This is a genomic window from Sphingomonas sp. BK069, from assembly GCF_014193405.1.
Taxonomy (GTDB): Bacteria; Pseudomonadota; Alphaproteobacteria; order Sphingomonadales; family Sphingomonadaceae; genus Sphingomonas.
In genome coordinates this window covers 52748-76293 of record NZ_JACHZH010000007.1, presented here as the reverse complement: position 1 = coordinate 76293, position 23546 = coordinate 52748, and the positions used below count along the sequence as shown (strand labels likewise).

Annotated in this window: 24 protein-coding genes and 1 tRNA gene; 14 read left to right on the top strand and 11 right to left on the bottom strand. The window is 70.4% G+C overall.

Annotation, left to right across the window (positions count from 1 at the left end):
• Positions 1-28: 28 nt before the first annotated feature.
• Positions 29-466: a hypothetical protein gene (locus tag FHY02_RS18205; RefSeq protein WP_183924874.1), complete on the bottom strand. Its 438-nt coding sequence runs from the start codon at positions 464-466 to the stop codon at positions 29-31.
• Positions 467-763: 297 nt separating this feature from the next.
• Between FHY02_RS18205 and cysQ the strand changes: the two genes are divergently transcribed.
• The 3 genes from cysQ (at position 764) to cysN (ending at position 4695) form a co-directional block, all read left to right on the top strand.
• Positions 764-1582, top strand: coding sequence for a 3'(2'),5'-bisphosphate nucleotidase CysQ (gene cysQ, locus FHY02_RS18200; RefSeq protein ID WP_183924872.1), 819 nt, complete (start codon positions 764-766; stop codon positions 1580-1582).
• Between the two features lie 13 nt (positions 1583-1595).
• Positions 1596-2492, top strand: a complete 897-nt coding sequence (gene cysD, locus FHY02_RS18195) for a sulfate adenylyltransferase subunit CysD (protein ID WP_221198721.1) — start codon at positions 1596-1598, stop codon at positions 2490-2492.
• A gap of 295 nt (positions 2493-2787) precedes the next feature.
• Positions 2788-4695 carry a sulfate adenylyltransferase subunit CysN gene (cysN, locus tag FHY02_RS18190; protein ID WP_183924870.1) on the top strand — a complete coding sequence of 636 codons (1908 nt, stop codon included), beginning with the start codon at positions 2788-2790 and terminating at the stop codon, positions 4693-4695.
• On the opposite strand, the gene FHY02_RS23110 is transcribed toward cysN, so the two are convergent.
• Complete coding sequence (locus FHY02_RS23110) at positions 4587-5483, bottom strand: TonB-dependent receptor plug domain-containing protein (RefSeq protein ID WP_260172983.1); 897 nt, start codon at positions 5481-5483, stop codon at positions 4587-4589. The genes cysN and FHY02_RS23110 overlap by 109 nt on opposite strands.
• Before the next feature lie 145 nt (positions 5484-5628).
• Between FHY02_RS23110 and FHY02_RS18175 the strand changes: the two genes are divergently transcribed.
• Positions 5629-7689, top strand: a complete 2061-nt coding sequence (locus FHY02_RS18175) for a TonB-dependent receptor (RefSeq protein WP_183924868.1) — start codon at positions 5629-5631, stop codon at positions 7687-7689.
• A gap of 186 nt (positions 7690-7875) precedes the next feature.
• Here the strand turns inward: FHY02_RS18175 and FHY02_RS18170 are convergent, their stop codons facing one another.
• The 3 genes from FHY02_RS18170 to hppD form a co-directional block, all read right to left on the bottom strand.
• Positions 7876-8244 carry a Rieske (2Fe-2S) protein gene (locus tag FHY02_RS18170; RefSeq protein WP_183924866.1) on the bottom strand — a complete coding sequence of 123 codons (369 nt, stop codon included), beginning with the start codon at positions 8242-8244 and terminating at the stop codon, positions 7876-7878.
• Positions 8241-9527 (bottom strand): homogentisate 1,2-dioxygenase, encoded by a 1287-nt coding sequence (gene hmgA, locus FHY02_RS18165; protein WP_183924864.1) that lies wholly within the window; start codon positions 9525-9527, stop codon positions 8241-8243. The genes FHY02_RS18170 and hmgA overlap by 4 nt, the downstream gene beginning before the upstream one ends.
• Positions 9528-9909: 382 nt before the next feature.
• Positions 9910-10974 carry a 4-hydroxyphenylpyruvate dioxygenase gene (gene hppD, locus FHY02_RS18160; RefSeq protein WP_183924862.1) on the bottom strand — a complete coding sequence of 355 codons (1065 nt, stop codon included), beginning with the start codon at positions 10972-10974 and terminating at the stop codon, positions 9910-9912.
• 457 nt (positions 10975-11431) lie between these two features.
• Here hppD and FHY02_RS18155 point away from each other — a divergent pair, with 457 nt between their 5' ends.
• Together FHY02_RS18155 and FHY02_RS18150 are read left to right on the top strand one after the other, a co-directional pair.
• Positions 11432-12547 carry a mechanosensitive ion channel family protein gene (locus tag FHY02_RS18155; RefSeq protein ID WP_260172982.1) on the top strand — a complete coding sequence of 372 codons (1116 nt, stop codon included), beginning with the start codon at positions 11432-11434 and terminating at the stop codon, positions 12545-12547.
• A gap of 206 nt (positions 12548-12753) precedes the next feature.
• Positions 12754-12984, top strand: a complete 231-nt coding sequence (locus FHY02_RS18150; RefSeq protein WP_183924860.1) for a hypothetical protein — start codon at positions 12754-12756, stop codon at positions 12982-12984.
• Positions 12985-13125: 141 nt separating this feature from the next.
• On the opposite strand, the gene FHY02_RS18145 is transcribed toward FHY02_RS18150, so the two are convergent.
• Positions 13126-13199 (bottom strand) — tRNA-Gly (locus tag FHY02_RS18145).
• Between the two features lie 125 nt (positions 13200-13324).
• Between FHY02_RS18145 and FHY02_RS18140 the strand changes: the two genes are divergently transcribed.
• Complete coding sequence (locus tag FHY02_RS18140) at positions 13325-13633, top strand: chorismate mutase (protein WP_183924858.1); 309 nt, start codon at positions 13325-13327, stop codon at positions 13631-13633.
• 4 nt (positions 13634-13637) lie between these two features.
• On the opposite strand, the gene FHY02_RS18135 is transcribed toward FHY02_RS18140, so the two are convergent.
• Positions 13638-14399 carry a murein L,D-transpeptidase catalytic domain family protein gene (locus FHY02_RS18135; protein ID WP_260158903.1) on the bottom strand — a complete coding sequence of 254 codons (762 nt, stop codon included), beginning with the start codon at positions 14397-14399 and terminating at the stop codon, positions 13638-13640.
• A 220-nt stretch (positions 14400-14619) separates the two neighbouring features.
• Between FHY02_RS18135 and FHY02_RS18130 the strand changes: the two genes are divergently transcribed.
• Positions 14620-15177, top strand: coding sequence for a L,D-transpeptidase family protein (locus FHY02_RS18130; RefSeq protein ID WP_183924856.1), 558 nt, complete (start codon positions 14620-14622; stop codon positions 15175-15177).
• A gap of 73 nt (positions 15178-15250) precedes the next feature.
• Here the strand turns inward: FHY02_RS18130 and FHY02_RS18125 are convergent, their stop codons facing one another.
• Both FHY02_RS18125 and FHY02_RS18120 read right to left on the bottom strand, forming a co-directional pair.
• Positions 15251-15997, bottom strand: a complete 747-nt coding sequence (locus FHY02_RS18125) for an energy transducer TonB (RefSeq protein ID WP_183924854.1) — start codon at positions 15995-15997, stop codon at positions 15251-15253.
• Positions 15998-16203: 206 nt separating this feature from the next.
• Entirely contained in the window at positions 16204-17094 is an 891-nt protein-coding gene (locus FHY02_RS18120; RefSeq protein WP_183924852.1) for a MipA/OmpV family protein, read from the bottom strand.
• Positions 17095-17220: 126 nt separating this feature from the next.
• Between FHY02_RS18120 and FHY02_RS18115 the strand changes: the two genes are divergently transcribed.
• The 6 genes from FHY02_RS18115 (at position 17221) to tatC (ending at position 21256) form a co-directional block, all read left to right on the top strand.
• Positions 17221-18222 carry a glycoside hydrolase family 3 protein gene (locus FHY02_RS18115; RefSeq protein ID WP_183924850.1) on the top strand — a complete coding sequence of 334 codons (1002 nt, stop codon included), beginning with the start codon at positions 17221-17223 and terminating at the stop codon, positions 18220-18222.
• A gap of 218 nt (positions 18223-18440) precedes the next feature.
• On the top strand, positions 18441-19175 hold the full coding sequence (locus FHY02_RS18110; RefSeq protein WP_311721578.1) for a ScpA family protein: 735 nt from the start codon (positions 18441-18443) through the stop codon (positions 19173-19175).
• Positions 19172-19753: an SMC-Scp complex subunit ScpB gene (scpB, locus tag FHY02_RS18105; RefSeq protein ID WP_183924846.1), complete on the top strand. Its 582-nt coding sequence runs from the start codon at positions 19172-19174 to the stop codon at positions 19751-19753. Before FHY02_RS18110 ends, scpB begins: the two co-directional genes overlap by 4 nt.
• Before the next feature lie 26 nt (positions 19754-19779).
• On the top strand, positions 19780-20019 hold the full coding sequence (locus FHY02_RS18100; RefSeq protein WP_132910323.1) for a twin-arginine translocase TatA/TatE family subunit: 240 nt from the start codon (positions 19780-19782) through the stop codon (positions 20017-20019).
• Positions 20020-20045: 26 nt separating this feature from the next.
• Positions 20046-20480 carry a Sec-independent protein translocase protein TatB gene (gene tatB, locus FHY02_RS18095; protein ID WP_183924844.1) on the top strand — a complete coding sequence of 145 codons (435 nt, stop codon included), beginning with the start codon at positions 20046-20048 and terminating at the stop codon, positions 20478-20480.
• A complete protein-coding gene (gene tatC, locus FHY02_RS18090; RefSeq protein ID WP_183924842.1) occupies positions 20477-21256 on the top strand; it encodes a twin-arginine translocase subunit TatC in 780 nt (259 codons plus the stop codon). Before tatB ends, tatC begins: the two co-directional genes overlap by 4 nt.
• A 267-nt stretch (positions 21257-21523) precedes the next feature.
• Here the strand turns inward: tatC and FHY02_RS18085 are convergent, their stop codons facing one another.
• Complete coding sequence (locus FHY02_RS18085; protein WP_183924839.1) at positions 21524-21658, bottom strand: entericidin A/B family lipoprotein; 135 nt, start codon at positions 21656-21658, stop codon at positions 21524-21526.
• A gap of 274 nt (positions 21659-21932) precedes the next feature.
• Entirely contained in the window at positions 21933-23543 is a 1611-nt protein-coding gene (locus FHY02_RS18080) for a sensor histidine kinase (RefSeq protein ID WP_183924837.1), read from the bottom strand.
• Between the last annotated feature and the right edge of the window lie 3 nt (positions 23544-23546).

Below are 23546 nucleotides of genomic sequence, written 5' to 3'. Positions count from 1 at the left end.
ATCCCGCGGCATGATATAACAGAATAGATCAGTAGTAGATTTCAATGTGAGTACTTTGTCTGGATGTGTAGTTAGTCTGAAAACGCTGATGGGTGTCGGTCACTATCTGTATCTTAAGGTAGAACTTCGTTGTTGGTCTCCATCCGGCGAAAACGCTGGTATTTCCCTTATACCCAGTGTTATATGGAGAGCACTGCTCCTGCCCGTTGTCTTTGCTGCAAAGCTTCGCTTTGATTGAGTCGCTGCTTAGTCCGTAATTTCCAATGGACCAAGTCACGTGATCAATGGAGCCACTGCTTGGCACGCCACTTGGCGCGCTGGTGGTCTCGGTATCGAAATCGTCGTTCGAATCTCCGATGGGCGGTGTGCTAACATCCGAACCATAGCTGGCGGAGATACTTGCCATGGCCGGCGTCGCCGCCAGGGACAGGGCCGCTGCCATAACGATCATCATGCTGTGCTTCACGTGCGCCTTCGTTGCGAGAAGGGTGTGACATCGAGCGGGAGCGGCGGTGCCTCGTCCCACTCAGTCTCATTTTAGGGCGGGCGCGGGTTCAGGGGGGGCGCGCTCCTGAGAATAGCTCTCAGATCGGCGTAATCGACCTAACCCTCTGGCGCGAAGAGAGATCGCGCGCCGTCACGCGCGTGACTTCCCAAACGGCGTACCCCGCCCGCCCTATCGCGCGCGCCCAACCCCAACTTGCGGAGGATCGCGCTTATTCTTGCTGGTCGCGGCGCGCGCGCCACGCCACATAAGGCGCCCATGACCGACATCACCGACCGTCCCGCGCTGCTCGCCGCGATCGTCGCGCTCGCCGAGGCGGGGGGCGATATCGTATGGCGTCACTTCACCGCCGGCTGCGCGGTAATGCACAAGAGCGACGAGAGCCCCGTCACCGCCGCCGACCGTGACGCCGAGGCAGCGATCCTCGCCGGGCTCGCGACCGTCGCCCCCGCCATCCCGGTGGTGGCCGAGGAGCAGGCCGCGGCCGGCGACATCCCCGCGGTGGCGGACGCCTTCTTCCTGGTCGACCCGCTCGACGGCACCAAGGAGTTCGTCCGCCGCGGCGACGACTTCACGGTCAATATCGCGCTGGTCGAGCGCGGCGTGCCGACGATGGGCGTGGTCTATGCTCCCGCGCGCGACACGCTCTACTGGGGCGACGTCGCGCAGGGCGCCGCCTGGACCGCGACGCGCGCGCCGGGCGGCGACCGCGGCGCGGCACAGCCGATCCGCGTCCGCCGCTGCGGCGGCAAGCCCTGCGCGGTGGCGTCCAAGAGCCACGCCATGCCGGGGCTCGACGAGTGGCTCGACGCCGGCGGGGTGAGCGAGCGCGTCGCGGTGGGCTCCAGCCTCAAGTTCGCGCTGGTGGCGTGCGGCGAGGCCGACGTCTATCCGCGCACCGGGCCGACGATGGAATGGGACACCGCCGCGGGCGACGCGGTGCTGCGCGCCGCGGGCGGGCGCACGCTCGACGTCGACGGCGCGCCCTTCACCTACGGCAAGCCGGGCTATCGCAACGCCGGCTTCGTCGCCACCGGCGGCTATCAGCCCGCGCCGCTGCGCCCTTACCTCCGCTGAGAGCCGCCCGACGATGACGCTGACCCACCTCGACCGGCTCGAGGCCGAGAGCATCCATATCCTGCGCGAGGTGGTCGCGGTCGCGGAGCGGCCGGTGATGCTCTACTCGATCGGCAAGGACAGCGCGGTGATGCTCCATCTCGCGCGCAAGGCTTTCCATCCCGCGCCGCCGCCGTTCCCGCTGCTCCACGTCGACACGACGTGGAAGTTCCAGGCGATGTACGCGCTGCGCGACCGTGCCGCACGCGAGGCGGGGATGGAGCTGATCGTCCACCGCAACCCCGAGGCGCTGGCACGCGGAATCAACCCGTTCGATCACGGCGCGCTCCACACCGAATTGTGGAAGACCGAGGGGCTCAAGCAGGCGCTCGACCTCCACCGCTTCGACGCCGCGTTCGGCGGCGCGCGCCGCGACGAGGAGAAGAGCCGCGCCAAGGAGCGCATCTTCTCGTTCCGCAGCGCGACCCACCGCTGGGATCCGAAGGCGCAGCGTCCCGAACTCTGGCAGCTCTACAATGCGCGCCACGCCAAGGGCGAGAGCATGCGCGTCTTCCCGATCTCCAACTGGACCGAGCTCGACGTGTGGCAATATATCGCGCGCGAGAAGATCGAGATCGTGCCGCTCTATTTCGCCGCGCCGCGCCCAACGGTCGAGCGCGACGGGCTGCTGCTGATGGTCGACGACGAGCGCTTCCCGCTGGCGCCGGGCGAGGTGCCGGTGGAGCGCTCGATCCGCTTCCGCACGCTCGGCTGCTATCCGCTGAGCGGCGCGGTGGAGAGCGAGGCGGCGACGCTGCACGACGTGATCCGCGAGATGCTGCTCACCACCACCAGCGAGCGCCAGGGCCGCGCCATCGACCAGGACGCCGGCGCGAGCATGGAGCAGAAGAAGCAGCAGGGGTATTTCTGATGGGGCACGCCGAGATCTTCCCCGGAACGGGGAGGGGGCGTGCGGGCGAGATCGTGTCCCCCGGACACGATCTTGGCTTGCCGGGGGCAAGCCAAAGCCCGCGCGCCGCGCGAAGCGCGGTGGTGGAGGGGGGGCGCCACGAAGCGCTCGCTGCAAGGAAAGGTGAACAAGCGCGGCGCCCGTCTCTACTTCTCGTAGGCCACCGCCTGCGGAGGCCCCCCTCCACCACCCGGCTTCGCCGGGCGGTCCCCCTCCCCGTGCCGGGGAGGATCTTAGGCTCACCGGAACCCCGCGCATGACCAGCTACCAGCCCGATGCGCTGATCCGCGCCGATGTCGCCGCCTATCTCGCGCGGCACGAGGAGAAGTCGCTGCTGCGCTTCCTCACCTGCGGCTCGGTCGACGACGGCAAGTCGACGCTGATCGGCCGGCTGCTGTACGACAGCAAGCACGTCTTCGAGGACCAGCTCGCCGCGCTCGAGGACGATTCTCGCCGGGTCGGCACGCAGGGCGGCAACATCGACTTCGCGCTGCTGGTGGACGGGCTCGCCGCCGAGCGCGAGCAGGGCATCACGATCGACGTCGCCTATCGCTTCTTCGCCACCGAAACGCGCAAGTTCATCGTCGCCGACACGCCCGGACACGAGCAGTACACGCGCAACATGGTCACCGGCGCCTCCACCGCCGATCTCGCTGTGATCCTGGTCGACGCGCGCAAGGGCGTGCTGACGCAGACGCGGCGCCACTCCTATCTCGCGCAGCTGCTCGGCATCCGCCACGTCGTGCTGGCGATCAACAAGATGGACCTGGTCCATTACGACCAGGGCGCGTTCGACCGCATCCGCCTGGCGTATCGCGCCTTCGCCAGCGAGATCGGCATCACCGATTTTCGCGCCATCCCGGTCTCGGGGCTGGGCGGCGACAATATTGCGACGCGCAGCACGCACATGGATTGGTATGACGGCCCGACGCTGATCGAGCACCTCGAGCAGGTGCCGGTCGACGCCGACCGCGCCGCGCGCGCGCCGTTCCGCCTGCCGGTGCAATGGGTCAACCGCCCCGACCTCGACTTCCGCGGCTTCGCGGGCACGATCGCGGGCGGCGCGGTGCGCCCCGGCGACGCGGTGCGGATCGTCCCGTCGGGGCGCACCACCACGGTCAAGCGCATCGTCGCGCTGGGCGGAGACCGCGACCGCGCCGAGGCGGGCGAGGCGGTGACGCTGACGCTCGCTGACGAGGTCGACTGCTCGCGCGGCGACGTCATCGCCGCCGCGGACGATCCCCCCGAAGTGGCGGACCAGTTCGAGGCGACGCTGGTGTGGATGGCGGAGGAGGCGATGCTGCCGGGACGCAGCTACGCCTTCCAGCTCGCCACGCAGGCCGCCTCGGCGGTGCTGCGCCAGCCCAAATACCAGGTCAACGTCAACACGCTGGAGCAGACCGCGGCGCGCACGCTCGAGCTCAACGCGATCGGCGTGGCGACCTTGTCGCTCGACCGGCCGATCGTGTTCCAGCCCTACGAGCAGAGCCGCGAGCTGGGCGGCTTCATCCTGATCGACAAGGCCACCAACGCCACCGTCGCGGCGGGGATGATCCGCTTCGCGCTGCGCCGCGCCAGCAACGTCCACCGCCAGCCGACCGACGTGACGCGCGAGAAGCGCGCGGCGCTCAAGAACCAGCGCCCCGCGGTGCTGTGGTTCACCGGCCTGTCCGGGGCGGGCAAGTCGACCATCGCCAATCTCGTCGAGAAGCGGCTGGCGCGGATGAACCGCCACACCTTCCTGCTCGACGGCGACAATGTGCGCCACGGGCTCAACCGCGACCTCGGCTTCACCGACGCCGACCGGGTGGAGAACATCCGCCGCATCGGCGAGGTGGCACGGCTGATGACCGACGCCGGGCTGATCGTGCTGACCGCCTTCATCTCGCCGTTCCGCGCCGAGCGCGACATGGTGCGCGCGATGCTGCCGGAGGGCGAGTTCGTCGAGGTCCATGTCGACACGTCGCTGGCGGCGGCGGAGGCGCGCGACGTCAAGGGGCTCTACGCCAAGGCGCGCGCCGGCCAGCTGGCCAACTTCACCGGGATCGACAGTCCCTATGAGCCGCCCGAGGCGCCCGAGCTGCGCGTCGACACCGCGGCGGAGAGCGCCGAAGCCGCGGCCGAGCGGATCGTGGCGTGGCTGCTGGAGCGCGAGGAGGCGTAGACGTACCTCGATCTCACCCCGTGATGCGTAGCGCCACACGGACGGTGCGCGGCGCGCCGGGGTAGATCCACACGCGGCTGTACGAGCTGGGCGCGTAGCGTGCGTCTAACAGATTGTCCGCCTCGGCGCGCACGCTCCACCGCGGCGACAACGCATATTCCGCCGCCGCCTTGGCCTTCACATAGGCCGGCAGCACGACATAGTCGCGCTCGAAACGAGCCCACCCCGAAGGTGGCGGAGGCGGCCGGGGAGAACGCCGGTGTCTTGCTGACGAGGATGACGCGACCCGCGGGATCGATGTCGCCGAACAGCGCGCCGGCCGGGCCCTTGAGCAGTTCGACCCGCTCGGTAGTGGCGGGATCGCGGGGCGGCGCCATGCCGCGGTTGGCGAGGAAGCCGTCGACGTAATATTCGGCGCCGCCGTCGGGCGTGCCGAGGAAACCCCGGATCGCGAAATTGTCCATCACGCCGCCGCAGTTGTTCTGCTGGCTGACGCCGCTGACCAGCTCCAGCGCGTCGGACAGGCGGTAGGTGCCCGCCGCGGTGAGCAGGTCGCGCTCGATCGCGCGGCTGGCGGGCGACAGCCGCTCGGTCGCGGCGCCGGAGGAGAGCGCCGCGTCGGCGGGCGCGCGGCGCGTGCCGAGGACGACGATGTCGCCGGCGGGGGCATCCTCGGAGTCGTCGCGCTCGGCGTCGATCACTGCCGGCGGCTCGACGGCAGTTTCGGCGGTGGCGGGAGTGACGACGAGCAGGGCGGAGGAGAGGAGGGCGGCGGGACGAAAGGTCAAAGAACTGTCCCAATATGTTGTATTATATTCGTTACGGAAGCGGCCGCGGGTGTTAACCGGCCACCGCGAGACCCTGCCGCCGAACGATCCCGATCAACCAATACGCCCTCGCGCCCCACTGCTTGCTCCGCTACGTCCGGCGCCCATGCGCAAGCTCCTGATCCCCGCCGCCTTTCTCGCCTCCGCCCCGGCCGCGGCGCAGGATGCCCCCGCCGACGCTACTCCCGACGTGGTCGTTACCGGTCGCGGGCTCGACGAGCGCGCCGGCGACCGCGCCTTCTCGATCGTCACGATCGACCAGGACCGGCTCCGCGCCAACGCCAGCTACCGGCTCGAGAGCGTGCTCGCCGACGTCGCCGGTCTCCAGCAGTTCCGCCGCTCCGACTCGCGCTCGGCCAACCCGACCAGCCAAGGGATCAGCCTGCGCGGGATCGGCGGTAACGCCTCGAGCCGCGCCTTGCTGCTGCTCGACGGCGTGCCGCAGACCGACCCGTTCGGCGGCTGGGTGCCGTTCCCGGCCTATGCCACCGACCGGCTCGGCCGCGTGCGCGTGACGCGCGGCGGGGGCAGCGGCTATCTCGGCGCGGGGGCGCTGGCGGGCACGGTCGAGCTGGAGAGCGGCGACCCGCGCCAGCTCGCCCCGGTGATGGCGTCGGTCGCTTATGGCAGCCGCGATTCAGTCGACGCCAACGCCTCGGCGACGCTCACCAGCGGCGTGGGCTTCGCCACGATCTCGGGCGCGTACCAGCGCGGCGATGGCTTCACCCCGACGGTACGCGAAGACCGCGGAGCGGCCGACCGGCCCGCGCCCTATGAGCAGGCCTCCGGTGCGGTGCGCGGCGTGATCGCGGTGGCGCCCGCGATCGAGCTCCAGGCCAATGTCTCCGCCTTCACCGACACGCGCGAGCGCGGCACCGCCTTCACCGACAATCGCAGCGAGGGCGCCGACGCCAGCCTGCGCCTGGTCGGGCGTGGGCGATGGGGCTTCACCGCGCTGGCCTATCTCCAGACGCGCGCCTTTGCCTCGCGCTTCGCCAGCGTCGACGCCGCGCGCACCCGCGCCACCGAGACGCTCAACCAATATAATACGCCCGCGACCGGCACCGGCGCGCGGCTCGAGATCGTGCCGCCGGTGGGCGAGGGGCGCGAGCTGCGGCTCGGCGCGGAGTGGCGCGACGTCAGCGGGCGGACGCAGGAGCTGTACACCTTCGTCAACGCCGCGCCGACGCGCCGCCGCGTCGCCGGCGGCGACCAGCGCACGCTCGGCGCCTTCGCCGACGCCAGCGCGACGCTCGGCACGCTGACGCTCACCGCTGGCGGGCGGGTCGACTGGTGGACGATCGACAATGGCTTCCTGCGCGAGACCCCGCTGGCGGCGGGCGCGGCGCTGACCGACGCGCGCTTCGCCGACCGCAGCGGCAGCGAGGCCACCGGGCGCGTCGGCGCCGCCTGGGCGCCGGTGAGCGCGGTGACGTTCCGCGCGGCGGGCTATCGTGGCTGGCGGCTGCCGACGCTCAACGAACTCTACCGCCCGTTCCGCGTCGGCGCCGACGCCACCGCGGCCAATGCCGCGCTGTCGCCCGAGACGCTCACCGGCGTCGACGGCGGCGTGACGGTGACGCCGCTCGGCGGCGTGGCGCTGACCGCCACCGTCTTCTGGAACCGGCTCGACGACGCCATCGCCAACGTCACCGCCGGCAACGGCCCGGGGACCTTCCCCGGGGTCGGCTTCGTCGCGGGAGCGTATCGCGTGCGCCAGAACCTCGACTCGATCCGCTCGCGCGGGGTGGAGCTCGACGCGCGCTGGACGCTCGGTGAGGTGACCGCCTCGGGCTCATGGAGCCACGTCGACCCGCGCGTGTCGGCGAGCGGCGCAGCGGCCGCGCTCGACGGGCTGCGCCCGGCACAGACGCCGCTCGACCAGCTTTCCGCGACGCTCGGCTGGCGGCGCGACCGGCTCGCCGCGTCGGCGACACTACGCCATGTCGCGCGCCAGTTCGAGGACGACCAGAACCTGCGCGCGCTGGCGCCGGCGACCACGCTCGACGGCTATCTCGCGCTGCCGCTGACGCGGGCGATCGCGGTGGAGGCGCGCGCGGAGAACCTCTTCGACGAGCGTGTCGAGGCCGGGATCAGCGGCGCCGACGTGGTCGAGCGTGCGGCGCCGCGGACCTTATGGCTGGGGCTGCGCTTCCGCGGGGGGTGAGGCGGTTCTCCGAGGAGCAGGTGACGCAATCCTCGCGCCGTGTCCTCGGACAGGACCCATTTTCACGCTCCCCTTCCCTTCAGGGGAAGGGCTGGAGGTGGGGCCTACCCGCGGACGGTCGCTCGCGGCGACGCCCCCCGACTCTCCCCTGAAGGGGAGGAAGAGCAATCCCCCTCCGCGCACGCCTCACCCCGTCACGATCATCCCGTCGCGCACCGTCACCGGCCAGGTGGCCAGCCGCGCGCCCACGCACGGCCCCGCGACGCAGACGCCGTCCTCCACGCCGAACAGCGCGCCGTGCCACGCACAGCGCACGTGTCCCGCGGCGACATAATCGTCGAGCCGCTGCGCCAGCGGCAGCCCGGCATGCGGGCAACGGTCGACATAGCCGAACACCGCGTCGCCGCGTCGCACCACGAAGCCGTGGAACCGCCCCGCGCGCAGCTGGAGCACGAAGTTGCGCGCGGCGCCGTCCTTGATCGCGGTGAGCGGCGCGAGCGTCACCCCCGGCGGCGTCGCCTCTACGCGCGCGCCCGCTGGCGCTCCCTCGCTCATCCGCGCGGCGGCACCTGCGCCTTGGGGAAGTCCTTCCACACCGCGTCATAGTCGAGCTGCGCGTGCGCCAGCGCGTGCGACGTCGGACGGTAGGGCCAGCAGCTCTCCAGCATGAACGCCATCGTGCCCTCGATCCTGTGCGGCCTGAGGTCGGCCTCGGAGGCGCCGCGCCAGCTCGCCAGATCGGGGCCGTGGCCCGCCATCATGTTGTGGAGTGAGACGCCGCCGGGCCGGAAGCCCTCCGCCTTGGCGTCATAGGCGCCGGTGATCAGCCCCATCGCCTCGCTCATCACGTTGCGGTGGAACCATGGCGGGCGGAACGTGTCCTCCGCCACCATCCAGCGCGGCGGGAAGATCACGAAGTCGGCGTTGGCGCGGCCGGGCACGTCGCTCGGGCTGGTGAGGACGGTGAAGATCGACGGATCGGGATGGTCGAAGCTGACCGTGTTGATCGTCATGAACCGCGCGAGGTCGTAGCGCCAGGGCGCGAGGTTGCCGTGCCATGCCACCACGTCGAGCGGGCTGTGGTCGAGCGTGGTGGTCCACAACGTGCCGAGGAACTTCTGCACCACCTCGGTCGGCCGATCCTCGTCCTCGTAGCGCGCCACCGGCGTCTCGACGTCGCGCGGGTTGGCGAGGCCGTTGGCACCGATCGGGCCGAGATCGGGCAGGCGGAAGAGGGCGCCGTGATTCTCCGCGACATAGCCGCTGGCCCGGCCGTCGGGCAGCATCGCGCGGAAACGCACCCCGCGCGGTACCAGCGCGACCTGCCCGGGCGCGACCTCGACGCGGCCGAGCTCGGTGTCGAGCCGCAGCCGCCCGCTCTGCGGGATGAACAGCAGCTCGCCATCCGAGTCCATGAAGACGCGGTCGGTCATGTCGCGGTTCGCGGCATAGACGTGGAGCGCGACCCCCTCCAGCTCGGCGGGGTCGCGGTTGGCGAGCATCGTCATCATGCCGTCGACGAGGTCGGTCGGTGCGTCGGGGGCGGGGAGCGGGTCCCAGCGCAGCCGGTTGGGCGCGAGCGGCGCGGCCTCGGTGCCGGCGGCGAACAGTGCCGCGCCATGGTAGCGCTGATAGGGCGGGTGCTCGGCGGTGGGGCGAAGCCGGTACAGCCAGGAGCGGCGGTTCTCATGGCGCGGCGCGGTGAAGGCGGTGCCGGAGAGCTGCTCGGCATAGAGGCCGAAGGCGGGCTTCTGCGGCGAGTTGCGCCCGATCGGCAGCGCGCCGGGCACCGCCTCGGTCGAGACGTGATTGCCGAAGCCGGGAATGTAGTCGCTCATGCGCCGCTCTCCTGTCGAACTTGGTCGCCGCGTGATGGGCGGGGCCGATCGCCGTCGACGACGTTGGTCATGGCGCACGGCTCGGCCTTCAGCATCCTTCGTCGCTCGATCACGATGTTCCTCTTTGCACCGTCATCTCGCCTTCCACCGTCGTCTTCCCCTTTTCTCCGTCATCCCCCACTTTCTCCGTCATCCCCGCGGAGGCGGGGATCCATAAACGCTGACATCGGTGTAAGAGGGGCCACGTCAGCGCGTCTGGATTCCCGCCCTCGTGGGGATGACGGAAGAGAGATGGGTCGTGGCGACGATGCAGGGGGCCTTTCCGTTGCTCGCCAGTTCGTTGCCCGCCTGCCGCCTGCCGCCACCCGCGCGGTGCTCGCGCTCACGCGTCCACGGTGATCACCCCGCGGCGGATCTGGTCGAGCTCGATCGACTCGTACAGCGCCTGGAAATTGCCGTTGCCGAAGCCCTGGTTGCCCTTGCGCTGGATGATCTCGAAGAAGATCGGCCCCACCATCGTCTCGGTGAAGATCTGGAGCAGCAGCCCCTCCTCGCCGACGTTGCCGTCGATCAGGATGCGGTTCTTGCGCAGCCGCTCGAGGTCCTCGCCGTGGTTCGGCACGCGCTGGTCGACCAGCTCGTAATAGGTCTCGATCGTGTCCTGCAGCTTCACGCCGCGCGCACGCAGCTTCTCGACCGTCGCGTAGATGTCGTCGGTGGTGAGCGCGAGATGCTGGATGCCCTCGCCGTTGTAATCGCGGATGAACTCCTCGATCTGGCTTTTGTCGTCCTGGCTCTCGTTAAGCGGGATGCGGATCGCGCGATCGGGCGCGATCATCGCCTGGCTGAACAGCCCGGTCGCCTTGCCCTTGATGTCGAAGTACTTCTGCTCCTCAAAGCCGAAGATCTGGCCGTAGAACTCGGCCCAGACCCGCATCTGCCCACGACGGACATTGTGGGTGAGATGGTCGAGCAGGTCGAGCCCGACGTCGTTCGCCGCCATCGCCGCGGCGGCGCCGGGGACCTGGTCCCAGCCGTCGTAGATCGAGCCCGCCGCGCCGTGGCGGTCGACGAGGTACAGCAGCGAGCCGCCGATCCCCTCCAGCGCGGGGAGCTCGTCGAGCGCCTGGCCCGCCGGCGCCGGTTTGGCGCCGCGCGCGATCGCGGCGTCATAGGCGGCGCGCGCGTCGTGGACGCGGAACGCCATCGCGCTCGCCGACGGGCCGTGCGCGGCGCGGAAGTCGGCGGCGTGGCCGCTCGCCTCGCGGTTGATCAGCAGCGTGATGCGACCCTGCTGATAGCGCGTCAGCGCGCGCGTGGGATGGGTCGCGGTGGCGACGAAGCCGAGCGCCTCGAACTGCGCCGCCAGCGCGTCCGCGTCGGGCGCGGTGAACTCGCAGAACTCGAAGCCGTCGAGGCCCATCGGATTGACGTCGATATGCTGCATGATCGGCCTCGTTATGGTATCGGGTGAGACGATATCAGGTGAGACCAGGTGCGGTCAACGCGGTCGCGGCGATAGGGCGTTCCCGCGTCGTGCCCCGGCGAAGGCCGAAGCCTCGCTGGATGACGTCGATCGGAGCCACGCCAGCCTTCCCACCTGGGGCCCCGCCTTCGCCGGGGCACGGAACAGGAGGAACCTTGGCGCTACCTCCCTCACCAAGCTGGCGTCATCCTGAGCTTGTCTCAGGATCCACCCCGCCGCGCACCCCAACCGGGCGCGGAGGCTACGGATCGGTGCATCCTGAAACGAGTTCAGGATGACGCCAGGTGGAGGGCACAGCGCGCTGCCTCTGTGCCCCGCCTCGACCGCGTCGGTCGACAGCTCAGCGCGACGACAAGGGAACGTCGGCCCATGCGCCCTCGTTGCGCCGCCGGAACACGACGCATCTCAGGGAGCACCGATGACTGCGCTGACCCGAACGCTGCGCGCGTGGACGCGCGAGATGCCGGACTGGCTGCTCGGTCTCTCCTATGTCGTGGGTGCGGTGGCGCTGGCGCTGGTGGCGCATCGCGTGATCGTCTGGGTGGCCCGGCGCGCCACCCGCGCGCGCCCCGAGAGCACCGCGGCGGTGTTCGTCGAACGGGTGCGCAAGCTGCTGCGCTGGCTGCTGATCGCGATCGCGCTGGCAGCGGTGCAGCCCGCGCTCGACCTGACGCGCGGCGCCGCGACCCTGTGGGCGCGGCTCTCCGCGCTGCTCGTCCCTGGCCTGATGGGCTGGTGTGCGATCGTCGCGATCGGGACGGTGATCGACGTGATGATGCGCCGCGCCGACATCAGCGTGGAGGACAATCTGCGCGCGCGGCGGCGCCGTACCCGGCTCGGCATCCTGCGCCAGATCATCGTCTCGCTTATCCTGCTGGTGACGATCTGCACGATGCTGATGACGATTCCGAGCGTGCGCAGCCTGGGCGTGACGCTGGCGGCCTCGGCGGGGCTCGCCGGTCTGGCGGTGGGCGCCGCCGCGCAGCCGGCGCTGAAGAATCTGATCGCGGGCTTCCAGATGATCTTCACCGAGCCGATCCGCATCGACGACGTGGTGATCATGGACGGCGAATGGGGGCGGATCGAGGAGATCCGGCTGACTTATGTCGTCGTCAAGATCTGGGACGAGCGCCGGCTGGTGGTGCCCGTCTCCAAGTTCCTCGAGCAGAGCTTCCAGAACTGGACGCGCCAGTCGAGCGCGCTGTTGGGGAGCGTGTTCTGGTATCTCGACCCGGCGGTGGACGTCGAGCGGCTGCGTGCGAAGCTCGGCGAGATCGTCACGGGCAATCCGCGCTGGGACAAGCGCTTCTGGAACCTGCAGGTGACCGACACCAAGCCCGACGGCTCGATCGAGTTGCGCGGGCTGATGACCGCGCGCGACGCCTCCACCGCGTTCGACCTGCGCTGCGACGTGCGCGAGGCGCTGCTCGCCTACATCCGCGCCGAGATGCCCGAGGCGCTGCTGCGGCGTCGGGTGCTGGTGGAGGGCGAGACAGCAGCCGTGCCTGACCCGGAACGGCTGCCAGGGCGCTAAGGCCCTGTCGAAAGGCGGTTCAATAGAGAACAGATCGCCCGCGTGCCGACCTGCAATGAGGGTCCACGCTCGCAGGGCCGATGTTCTCAGACTAGAGTGCAGCATCAGTCCGCGACGCTGCGCTCGCCCTAGAAGAACGCTCCAAGTAGATATGTTGTCGATCGCTGTGATCAGCGGAGTATTGAGCTTGCTAGCTGCGTGTAGCGGTGAACCAAGTCCGACGCGGGCTCAAGGACGTGGCGGGGGCGGCACACGAGCGGCGTACCCAGGCACATGTGATGGCCGCGACAATGATCGTCGACGGTGCGCTGGCGCGCTACGAGGTGCTGTCGAGCGACGAGCTCCCCGCGATGATGGGCGAGGAGACCTATTCGCGCCCGCTCGCACGGATGCGCGGCGAGCTGCGCGCGTCGGGCGTGACCTACTCCGACGACTGACGCGGCGGCGCGGGGTGGTGCGGTGACGTTCGACCCGCACTTCCGCTTCTACGCTGACGACCGGGCGCTGCTCACGGCGATTCCAAGTCGCCAGAGTTGGAATGAGGAACGCCCGTGAAGCGGAAAGCCGAGCGATTACAATGGAGCGGGTGAAGGGAATCGAACCCTCGTCGTAAGCTTGGGAAGCTTCTGCTCTACCATTGAGCTACACCCGCATCCCGGCGCGCCGGAAGGCCCAGCGCGCCTAACCGATTCGTGACGCGCGGGCAAGCGTCATCCCCGCTGCCACGGCAGAGCGCCGCTCTGGACAGCATCGCCCCACGCGGGCAGGCAGCGCGGCATGACCGAGATCCTGGCAGGCCCCGATTGCACCAACATGGCGGAGGTGCGCGCGGGCGTCGACTCGCTCGACCGCGAGCTGGTCGCGCTACTGCGCCGCCGCTTCGATTACATGGACGCCGCGGCGCGCATCAAACCCGAGCGCGGTCACGTCCGCGACGAGGCGCGCAAGGCGCAGGTGATCGCGCAGGCGCGCGCAGCGGCGGAAGCGCAGGGGCTGCCCGGCGACGTGATCGCGGCGCTGTGGGAGCGACTGGTCGAGGCGTCGATCGCCTATGAGCTGGCCGCGTTCGACCGCCGGGGCGCGTGACGCCTCACACCTTGGCGGCGTAGATCATCCGGCCCGGCCCGAGCCGCTCGAACACCTCCGCCAGCTCACTCTCGCCCACCGCGAAACAGCCCTGGCTGCGCCCCAACATGCCGCGCTGCCGGATCATCTCGGGGTTGGCGTACCAAGCGGCGTGCACCACGATCGCGCGCGACAGCGCATTGTCGTTGGTGCGGTCGAGACCGATCAGCCGCTGCGACTTGCCGTGCTTGCCGACATAATAGTCGGCCGCGAGGAAGGCGCCCTCGCACGAGGCGTTCGAACCGTCGGTATTGGAGAAATGCTGGAGATAACCGGTGTGCGTCGGGTCTGAGCCGCTGCCGTGCGCGACGAGCTTGGAGACGGTGCGACCGCTCTCCAGGTTGATCAAGTGGAAGCGCGGCTCGCTGGAGCCCGTGCTGAAGTCGGCCACGGCGATACGATCGCGCTGGGCGATCCGGTCGCCATGACGCTCGAGCGCCGCCATCGCGCGCTGCAGCAGCCGCGGGTTGACCCCGGGCGCCGAGATCGCCGTCGGCCGTGCCGGCGCGGCCATCACCGGGCGCGGTGCCGGGGCGTGCGGCGTCTGGAAGAAATCATGCGGTACCAGGCTTTCAGGGTTGCCACGCGCGCGATCGCGCATCCCTGCCGACACCGCGCCCGGGATCATCAGAGCACCCGCGAACAGTCCGCCGGTCTTCAACAAAGCACGGCGCGAATGCACCCGGTCGTGCGTGTCCATCATCACTTCGGTTAATCCCCGCTCCATTGGCTGGGGTATAGCATGGACCTGGTTAACGATCGTCAACGTTTGCGGCGTGTCGTGCGCTCGTTCCGATCACTTGCCGTGAAAGCGCAACGCTTCGTCGCTGGCACCAAAAGGCTAATGGCGCGTTTGTTGCAGCGACCGGCCCGGGCGTGAGCGCGTGACGGGCGATAATTCGATCGTGATGGAGGCCTTGATGCGGCGATTCGCTGCTCGTGGAACCATGAGTTCCGTGCTGCCGCTGGTCGGTGCGATCGCGCTTGTCGTCGGTGCGACGCCGGCCGCGCGGGCGGAGACGATGGACGACCGCGCGATCACCGAGGCGGCGGCGGTGATGGCGCCCGGCCGTTACCTCTGGGCCGACGACGCCGCTGCCACCGGCCCGGTGAGCGTGCTGATCTCTCTGCCCGACCAGCGCGCCTATGTGTTTCGCGGGAGCAAGATGATCGCGGCCTCGTCGGTGTCGACCGGCTCGGACGAGAAGCCGACGCCGCTCGGCCGCTTCACGATCCTCGAGAAGAAAGCGATGCATCGCTCGAACCTCTACGACGACGCACCGATGCCGTTCATGCAGCGGCTGACCTGGGACGGCGTCGCGCTCCATGCCGGACGCAACCCCGGTTTCCCGGCGTCGCACGGCTGTGTGCGATTGCCTGCGGCCTTCGCCAAGAAGCTGTTCGCCGCGACCGCGCTGGGCGCCACGGTCGAGGTGACCGACGAGGCGTATGTCGCCGGCGCCATGATGGAGCCGGGCGGCGGACGCGAACTCGCGCGGCGGTAGCGTCACCGCCGATACGCTTCACGAGGAGCGCGCGCCGAGGGGGCGCCGCGCGGGCAGCACGTCGCGACGACGGTCAGCGCGTCGCGGGTTCCGCCTCGATCACCCACTCGTGATTCTCAAGGATCCACGCCGGCACCGGCCGGCCGGCCGCGTCACGCGAGGGGTCGTAGCGGAAGCGGCGCTGGATCAGGCGGCAGGTCGTCGCGTCAAGCGCCGCGCTGCCGCTCGATCGCATCACCTCGCAGTCGCGGACGCGCCCGTCGGTCCACACCAGGAACTTGACCGTGACGGTGCCCTGGAAGCCCGCCTCGCCGACCTCCCGGGGATAATCGGCGTCGGTCAGCCGGCCGCGCTTCCACAGCGGGGCGCGATCACCGCCGCCGCCGCCGTCCCCGTCACCCCAGCCACCGCTGCCGGTCCCGTCGCCCGCCCCGCCCGCGCCGGTGCCGGGGCCAACCCGCTCGGTCGCGCCCTGCGTCGGCGCGCTGCCGGCGAACGGCTGGAGCGCGACGGTGATCGGCGGCGGCGGCACCGGCACGACCACGATCGGGCGCGGCGCCGCCACCTGGGTCGCCTGGCTGCGGATGTTGGGCGGGGCAGCGCGGCCCGAGCGGCGCGGGCTCGTCGCGCGCTGCGGCGCCACCTTGGTCTCGGGGCGCGGCGGCGGTGGCGTGGGCTGGAACAGGGCGAGTCCCTGGTCGACCCGCTCGCGCGCCGCGCCGCCGGCGAGCCCGACCAGCAGCGCCCAGCCGAGCAGCAGCGTCAGCGCCGCCGAGGCGAGCGCCGCGCCGTACCGATCCTGCCGAGCTGCCGCGTACATAGGCGCTATATGGAGCGTCCGCGATGAATTGCGCGTGAGCGGGTGAGGCGCGCACGGCGGTCGTCGCGGCATCCCACGACGGAGCCGGGCACTACACTGTCATTTTAACCAGTGTCATCAGGTCGACCCCCTTGAAGTAAAAGGACAGAAGATGGTCACTCCGACGGGTAAGGCGCGCGCGACACCTCACCGAGCGCGCCATAGCATCACCGTCGGATCGAGAAGGTATAGGTAAGCGCGATCCCCGCCGAGAGCTGGTCCTGCGAGTTCACTCGCCGGATCACCGGCGAGCGCGCGGCGTCGTCGATCAGCCGCTGGTACACCGCCTGCGCCTGCACGCCCCAGCGCGGCGTCAGCGCGTAGATCACGCGGCTGGTCGCGCCCAACGACTGGATCCCGCCTCCGGGGGAGTAGGCCGCCAGTCCGGTCCGCCCCGCCGCCTCGGGGGAGACGCCGAACCAGGCGCGCTGGTAGCGTGAGTCGGTCACCACCACGCGCGGGCCGAGCGAGACGAGCCAGGCGTCACGGTCGCGGCGGACGTAATCGACCCCGAGCTGGCTGATCCAGCCCTCGTGCCCGCCCAGGCCCTTGCGTACCTCGCCGTGCCAGCGCCAGCGGTCGTCGGTCCAGGTCTGCGCGTAGCCGCCCAGCTCGACGGTGCGGCCGACCGCGGGGAGGCCGGGCACGATGTCGTCGGTACGGCGCCGGCCCTGCAGCTCCACCGTCGGGCCGAACTCGGTGCGGCCGCGCCGGATCAGCGCGATCGTCGTGCCGTCGTCGGGCGCGCCATAGCCGAACGGCGTGTCGCCGCGCGCGCGTGCGACGCTGATCATCGGGGTAAGCCGCAGCGCGTCGTTGCCCGGAAAGCCGGGTACCAGCTGCGGCCCAAGCCCGAGGCGCACGCGCAGCGGCTCGCGTCGCTTTTCCTGCCCCGGCTCGGTCGGGATCAGCGGCTGGTCGGCGAGCACGTCGGGGGTGGCCTGCTTGGGCGCGGTACCGTCCGGCGGTCCGGCGGGCTGTTGCGCGACGGCGCGCGGCGCGTCGATCGCTGCTACCGTCGTAGCGAGAACGAGCCCGGCCAGTGTGCGGTACGACATGCGACTCCCCTCAGCGCCGCGGTTGACCCCGATCAACGCGCGATCGGCGCGCCGGCTCCGGCGCCAGCCGCGCCTGCCTATCATAGAGGATTTCCCACGTCCGCCCGCGCGCTCTACAAGCCGCGCATGAAGCCCGTCATCTTCGGCCTGTCCGGCCTCGAGCTCAGCGCGTCCGAGCGCGACTTCTTCCGCGCCGCGCGCCCCGCGGGCTATATCCTGTTCAAGCGCAACGTGGCGGATCGTGCCCAGCTGCGCGCGCTGACCGACTCGCTGCGCGCGCTCGAGGGGCGCGACGACGTGCCGATCCTGGTCGATCAGGAGGGCGGGCGCGTGGCGCGGCTGGGGCCGCCCGAGTGGCCCGCTTTTCCCGCCGGCCCCGCGTTCGACCGGCTGTACGATCTCGCCCCGATCTCCGCGATCGAGGCGGCACGCGCCAACGCGCACGCGTTGGGGCTGATGCTCGCCGAGGTGGGGATCACGGTCGATTGCCATCCGATTGTCGACGTGGCGCGCCCCGACACGACCGAGGCGATCGCGTCGCGCGCCTTCGGGGGCGAGCCGATGCGAGTCGCCGCCATGGGACGGGCCACGCTGGAGGGGCTGGCCGCGGGCGGCGTCGTCGGCGTGGTCAAGCACATGCCGGGGCACGGCCGCGCGCTGCTCGACACGCACTACCACCTGCCGACCGTCACCGCCTCGGCCGAGGAACTGGAGGACGATCTCGCCCCCTTCCGCGCGCTGGCGCACGCGCCGATGGGGATGACGAGCCATATCGTCTTCGAGGCCTGGGATCGCGAGCGGCCGGCGACGCTGTCGCCGGTGGTGATCGAGCAGGTGATCCGCGGGCGGATCGGCTTCGACGGGCTGCTGATGACCGACGACATCGACATGAAGGCGCTCTCGGGCACCGCGGGCGACAAAGCGGCAGGCGCGATCGCGGCGGGCTGCGACCTGGTGCTCGACTGCTGGGCGCGCATGCCCGAGATGGAGGAGATCGTCGCGCGGCTCGACGACATCGCGCCGGTGTCGCTGGCGCGGCTGGAGCGCGCGATGGCGACGCTGACCCCACCCGCGGGCGACATGGCGGCGCTGCTCGACACGCGCGACCGGTTGCTGGCGCTGGTGTAGGCTTCGGCGGGGGCTGAGCCGCTCGATGCGGCTGTTCCCCGGCGAAAGCCGGGGTCCAGTTGGGAAGGCCGTCGTGGGTCTCACCATCGTCCCCAACTGGGCTCCGGCTTCCGCCGGGGAACAGGAGTGTGGCCCCTCTAGCCCCGGTCCGAGTGACGTGCCACGGTATGGCGCATGTGCCGCGTCAGCACCTTGCCCTCTCGCGTCGGCCGCACCCGGTGAGCGACGCGCCCGAGCAGCTGACGCTCGATCTCGAGGGCTGGGAAGGTCCGCTCGACCTGCTGCTGTCGCTCGCGCGCGCGCAGAAGGTGGACCTGCGCGAGATCTCGATCCTCGCGCTCGTCGAGCAGTATCTGCGCTACGTCGAGCGCGCGCGCGTGCTCCAGCTCGAGCTCGCCGCCGACTATCTCGTGATGGCGGCGTGGCTGGCCTATCTCAAATCGGCGCTGCTGCTGCCGCGCGACCCCGAGGTGGAGCCCGACGCCGACGAGCTGGCGATGCGGCTGCAGCTGCGGCTCGAGCGGCTCGACGCGATGCGCGACGCCGGCGCGCGGCTGATGGCGCGCGACCGGCTGGGGCGCGACGTGTTCCGTCGCGCGGCACCCGAAGGATTGCGGGTGGTGCGCAAGGCGCAGTGGACCGCCGATCTGTACGAGCTGATGACCGCATACGGCCGCGTTTCGGCGCGCTCGCGCCCGGTCATGCACGTCGTCCACGACCGCGAGGTGATGACGCTGGAGGCGGCGATCGCGCGAGTCGCGGCGCTGGTCGGCAGCGCGATCGACTGGCGCGCGATCGAGGCCTTCCTGCCCGAGCAGGCGAGCATCGCGCTGCGCCGCTCGGCGCTGGCGTCGAGCTTCCTCGCCGCGCTGGAGCTGGCGCGGCAGGGGCGGGTCGAGCTGCGGCAGGAGGCGCCGTTCGCGCCGCTCTACCTGCGGCGGCCGGCGGCGTGAGCGCGGCGATCGAGCGCGCGGTCGAGGCGGTGCTGTTCGCCAGCGCCGAGCCGCTGTCGATCGACTCGCTGCGCGCCTATGTCGGCGACGGTGACGGCAGCAGCGACCTGCGCGCCGCGCTCGCCGCGGTGGCGGCGCGCTACCGCGGCGGCGGGGTCGAGCTGGTCGAGCGCGGCGGGCGCTGGCATTTCCAGACCGCGCCCGATCTCGCCCACCTGCTGCGGCGCGATCGCGAGGAGGTGCGCCGGCTCAGCCGCGCCGGGATCGAGACGCTCGCGATCATCGCCTATCACGAGCCGGTCAGCCGCGCCGAGATCGAGGCGATCCGCGGCGTCCAGGTCGCCAAGGGGACGCTCGACGTGCTGATGGAGGCGGGCTGGGTGCGCCCCGCCGGGCGGCGCGAGGTGCCGGGGCGCCCGCTCACCTATGCGACCACCCCCGAGTTCCTGTCCCATTTCGGGTTGGCGAGCCGGCGCGACCTGCCCGGGCTCGACGATCTGCGCGCCGCCGGGCTGCTCGATCCGGTCGATCTCGCCTTCGAGCAACTCGCGGTGGAAAAAGACGCCGACGACGACTAGATGACACGTAATTAGGAGATTCCGTGATGGGCAGCTTCAGTCTTCCGCATATCCTCATCCTCGCGATCGTCGCGGTCCTGCTGCTCGGTGGCGGGCGCTTCTCGAACCTGATGGGGGACGTCGCCAAGGGCGTGAAGAACTTCAAGAAGGGCATGGCCGAGGAGGACGCCGAGGATCGTGCGCCCAAGCCGCGCATCGAGGCGCAGTCGAGCGCCGAGCCTGCGTTCGATCGCGACGCCGACCGAGTCCGCGAGGAGCGGCGCTGATCCCTCGCATCCGGCCGGCACGCTGAATGTTCAACATCGATTCGTCCGAGTTCCTGCTGGTCGCGCTGGTCGCGCTGGTGGTGATCGGCCCCAAGGACCTGCCCAAGGCGATGCGGGTGGTCGGCTATTGGGTCGGCCGCGCGCGCGCGGTCGGGCGCCAGTTCCGCGCCGGCTTCGACGAGATGGTGCGCGAGGCCGAGCTGGAGGAGATGGAGAAGAAGTGGAAGGCGGAGAACGAGCGGATCATGCGTGAGCACCCGATGATCCCGCCGCCCCCACCCGAGCCAGCGTCCGGCGAGCACGCGCCCGCGCAGATCGAGCACGCGCCCTCGGACGCGTCGCTGGCGCCGTCGCACGATCACGCGCAGGACGATCACCCGCCGGTGATGGTGGAGCAGCCGCGCGTCGTGCCGGGCGGGCCGCACGAGGCTCCGGCGGCCGACAGCAAGGCGCCGTCGTGAGCGAGGTCGTGGACGAGCTGGAAGACAGCCGCGCGCCGCTGCTCGACCATCTGCTCGAGCTGCGCCGCCGCCTCCTCTACTGCATCGCCGCGGTGGTGCTGTCGTTCGGCGTCTGCTGGTATTTCGCCGAGGATATCTTCGCCTTTCTTGTCCAGCCGCTGCTGAGCGCGGGGCAGAAGACGCTGATCTACACCCAGCTGTTCGAGGCGTTCTTCGTCCAGGTGAAGGTCGCCTTCTTCGCCGCGATGATGATCTCCTTCCCGGTGATCGCGATGCAGCTGTGGCAGTTCGTCGCGCCCGGCCTGTACCGCAAGGAGAAGCGCGCGCTGCTGCCCTTCCTGCTGGCGACGCCGCTGCTGTTCCTGCTGGGCGCGTCGATGGCCTATTACGTCGCCATCCCGATGGCGCTGCACTTCCTGCTCGGCTTCTCCGGCACGGTCGGCGGCGTGCACCAGCAGGCACTGCCGGCGATGGGCTATTACCTCAGCTTCGTCATGCAGTTCCTGTTCGGCTTCGGCGCGGCCTTCCTGCTGCCGGTATTGCTGATGCTGCTGGAGCGAGCCGGGATCGTCACCCGCAAGCAGCTGATCGGTGCGCGGCGCTACGCGATCGTCGGCGCCTTCGCCATCGCCGCGGTGCTGACCCCGCCCGATGTCGGCTCGCAGCTGCTGCTCGCGATCCCGCTCGTCATCCTCTACGAGCTGGCGATCGTCGGCATCTGGTTCACCGAGCGAAAGCGCGCGCGTGAGACGGCGGCCGCGCTCGAGGCGGAGTAGGGCGGTCTAAAAGCCTCCCCTGCAAGGAGTAGTCGCGCGCGTAGCGCCGACGGAGGGATGTCGCGGGTGGTGAGTTCACTGACCCTGACGGGCCGGGTCACCCCTCCGCCAGGTCCGTGGCCTGCCACCTCGCCTCTCATGGAAGGAAGAGGCACGAGCATCGCCGCCGCACCATGCCGCCCCGCGACTGCACCCTACACCACCCCATAGCAAAAGGCGGGCCGCGTCGCCGCGACCCGCCTCCCGTGCGACCCCGAAGGGATCCCGTTACTTCGACTTATCCGCCGCGGTGCTGACCGCGTCGCCGGCGGACGAGACGTCCTTGCCGACGCCACCGACCGTGTTGCACGCCGCCACCAGCATCACACCGGCCAGTGCCGCGACCGTCATCACCTTACGCATCGAACCGCCTCCTAGAAGATCATGCCAACAATGCGCGGCCGCCACGATCGTTCCGCCGCTGCAATAGCTTGCGGGCGAGATCGGCGATGTCGGTGAGACGATAAAGGCCCGGAAGCGTCACCGGGGGGGGAGGGGTGGACGCTTCCGGGCCTATGTCGCGGACAGCGAGAGCGGGGGGGGGGCATAAGGTCGCTGTCCGATCTGCTCAACGGACCTTCCCTTGAACGGTTCCGCTGCCTCGGCATTATTTTCCAAAGCGATGCGGATCGCGGATTCACTCGCTGCCGGTCACCGCCACCGCAATCTCATAGGCACCTGAAAGCGGGTCGTGCTGCAGCGACGAGCGCAGCTGGCGGGTCAGCCCCTCGATCACGCGGCCGTAGCGATGGCCGAGCCCGTCGCGCAGGATGTCGCTGTCGACGAGTGCGCGCGAGGAAAGCCGCAGCATCGCCTTCTCCGCCGTGCCCGCGACGGGCTTGAGCGAGATGCGCAACTGCGCCTCGGGCGCGCAGGTCATCGCCAATTCTACCAACTCGGTGACGAGGAAGGCGACGGCCACTGCAACGTCCTGTGTGACGTAGAAGGGGTCGATGTCGAGCACGATGCCGATCCGCGTGCCCTCGGGCGCTGTGGCGCGGATGCTCGAGGCCAGCTCACCCAACACCGAGCGCAGCCCGACCCCGCGATTCTCCTCCATCTCGGCGAAGTGATACCGGTGGACCACCGCGAGCGCGTCGACGCGGCGCTGGATCGAGGCATAGGCCTGGGTCGCCTCCGCGCTGCGCGCGCCGCGCGCGTGGAAGTTGATCAGGCTCGAGATCACCTGGAGGTTGTTCTTGACGCGATGGTGCACCTCGCGCGTCAGCTTGGTCTGGCGCACCAACCCCTCGGCGAGGCCGGCCTCGTGCAGCGCCACGGTGCGGCTGAGCGCGCGGAACGTGTCGCCGAGGTCGCGGATCTCCTGCGCCGGCAGCGCGCGCAGCATCGCGGGGTCGGGCTGGTCGCCGGGCGCGTAGGCGGCGATGCTGCCGCGCAGGGCGCGCAGCGGCGCGATCAGCAGGCGATCGACCACGAACCAGCTGATCGCCGCGGCCAGCGCCCACATCAGCAGCGGCAGCGCCAGCGCGATCAGCAGCGGCGAGCTGATCGGTGCGCTGCGCACCTGCATCTCCAGCGCCAGCCCGGCGACGGCGAGATCGTTGCGCGCCGCCTCGCGCCGCTCGAACGCGCTCTCGCGCTTCAGCGGGTCGAGTTCCAGCCGCTGGTTGCCGAGTGTCAGCGTCGAGCCATAGTCGAGCGCAAAGCCGCTCGGCCGGCTGAGTTGCTGGAGGAAGGCGGCAGGAAAATAGGCGGCCGCGCTGATCCCATTGGCGCGGCCAGCGATGCGCAGCATCAGCCCACGCCGACCGCCCGCCGCACCGTCGATCAGCCGCGCACTGACCACCGCCGGATCGGACTGGCGCGCGAAGGCGGCGGCGCCGGGGAAGGGCTCGCCGCAGATCGGCCGGCCGAGGCGATCGAGGATGACGAAGCCGGTGCCCGCCGCCGACTGTTGCGCGAACACGCCCTGTGCGCGTGCGCAGCTCGGCGCGTCGCCGCGGTCGGCGGTGAGCGCGTCGACCGCGACGCGCAGCGCGGTCATGTCGCCGACCAACTCGATCGCGATCGCGCGGCTCGACTCGGCCGCCGCGACGCGCAGGTGCGAGCGCAGCTCGGTGTCGGCGATCTGGGTGACGCGCAGCGTGGCAAAGATCGCGATCAGCGCCAGCGGCAGCAGCGCGATGCTGAGAATCAGGAAAAGTTTGGCGCCCGTCGGCCATCGGCCGACGAACTCGCCCCGCCCCGCGGGCGGGCGCGGGACGTCAGCGGCTTCGGTCGCCGCCACCTC

What these genes read in the sequence shown, in the direction of transcription:
- cysQ (WP_183924872.1), top strand. Translation starts at nt 764, where the DNA reads ATGACCGACATCACCGACCGTCCCGCGCTGCTCGCCGCGATCGTCGCG.
- cysD (WP_221198721.1), top strand. Translation starts at nt 1,596, where the DNA reads ATGACGCTGACCCACCTCGACCGGCTCGAGGCCGAGAGCATCCATATC.
- cysN (WP_183924870.1), top strand. Translation starts at nt 2,788, where the DNA reads ATGACCAGCTACCAGCCCGATGCGCTGATCCGCGCCGATGTCGCCGCC.
- FHY02_RS18175 (WP_183924868.1), top strand. Translation starts at nt 5,629, where the DNA reads ATGCGCAAGCTCCTGATCCCCGCCGCCTTTCTCGCCTCCGCCCCGGCC.
- FHY02_RS18170 (WP_183924866.1), bottom strand. Translation starts at nt 8,244, where the DNA reads ATGAGCGAGGGAGCGCCAGCGGGCGCGCGCGTAGAGGCGACGCCGCCG.
- hmgA (WP_183924864.1), bottom strand. Translation starts at nt 9,527, where the DNA reads ATGAGCGACTACATTCCCGGCTTCGGCAATCACGTCTCGACCGAGGCG.
- hppD (WP_183924862.1), bottom strand. Translation starts at nt 10,974, where the DNA reads ATGCAGCATATCGACGTCAATCCGATGGGCCTCGACGGCTTCGAGTTC.
- FHY02_RS18155 (WP_260172982.1), top strand. Translation starts at nt 11,432, where the DNA reads ATGACTGCGCTGACCCGAACGCTGCGCGCGTGGACGCGCGAGATGCCG.
- FHY02_RS18140 (WP_183924858.1), top strand. Translation starts at nt 13,325, where the DNA reads ATGACCGAGATCCTGGCAGGCCCCGATTGCACCAACATGGCGGAGGTG.
- FHY02_RS18135 (WP_260158903.1), bottom strand. Translation starts at nt 14,399, where the DNA reads ATGGAGCGGGGATTAACCGAAGTGATGATGGACACGCACGACCGGGTG.
- FHY02_RS18130 (WP_183924856.1), top strand. Translation starts at nt 14,620, where the DNA reads ATGAGTTCCGTGCTGCCGCTGGTCGGTGCGATCGCGCTTGTCGTCGGT.
- FHY02_RS18125 (WP_183924854.1), bottom strand. Translation starts at nt 15,997, where the DNA reads ATGTACGCGGCAGCTCGGCAGGATCGGTACGGCGCGGCGCTCGCCTCG.
- FHY02_RS18120 (WP_183924852.1), bottom strand. Translation starts at nt 17,094, where the DNA reads ATGTCGTACCGCACACTGGCCGGGCTCGTTCTCGCTACGACGGTAGCA.
- FHY02_RS18115 (WP_183924850.1), top strand. Translation starts at nt 17,221, where the DNA reads ATGAAGCCCGTCATCTTCGGCCTGTCCGGCCTCGAGCTCAGCGCGTCC.
- FHY02_RS18100 (WP_132910323.1), top strand. Translation starts at nt 19,780, where the DNA reads ATGGGCAGCTTCAGTCTTCCGCATATCCTCATCCTCGCGATCGTCGCG.
- tatB (WP_183924844.1), top strand. Translation starts at nt 20,046, where the DNA reads ATGTTCAACATCGATTCGTCCGAGTTCCTGCTGGTCGCGCTGGTCGCG.
- FHY02_RS18085 (WP_183924839.1), bottom strand. Translation starts at nt 21,658, where the DNA reads ATGCGTAAGGTGATGACGGTCGCGGCACTGGCCGGTGTGATGCTGGTG.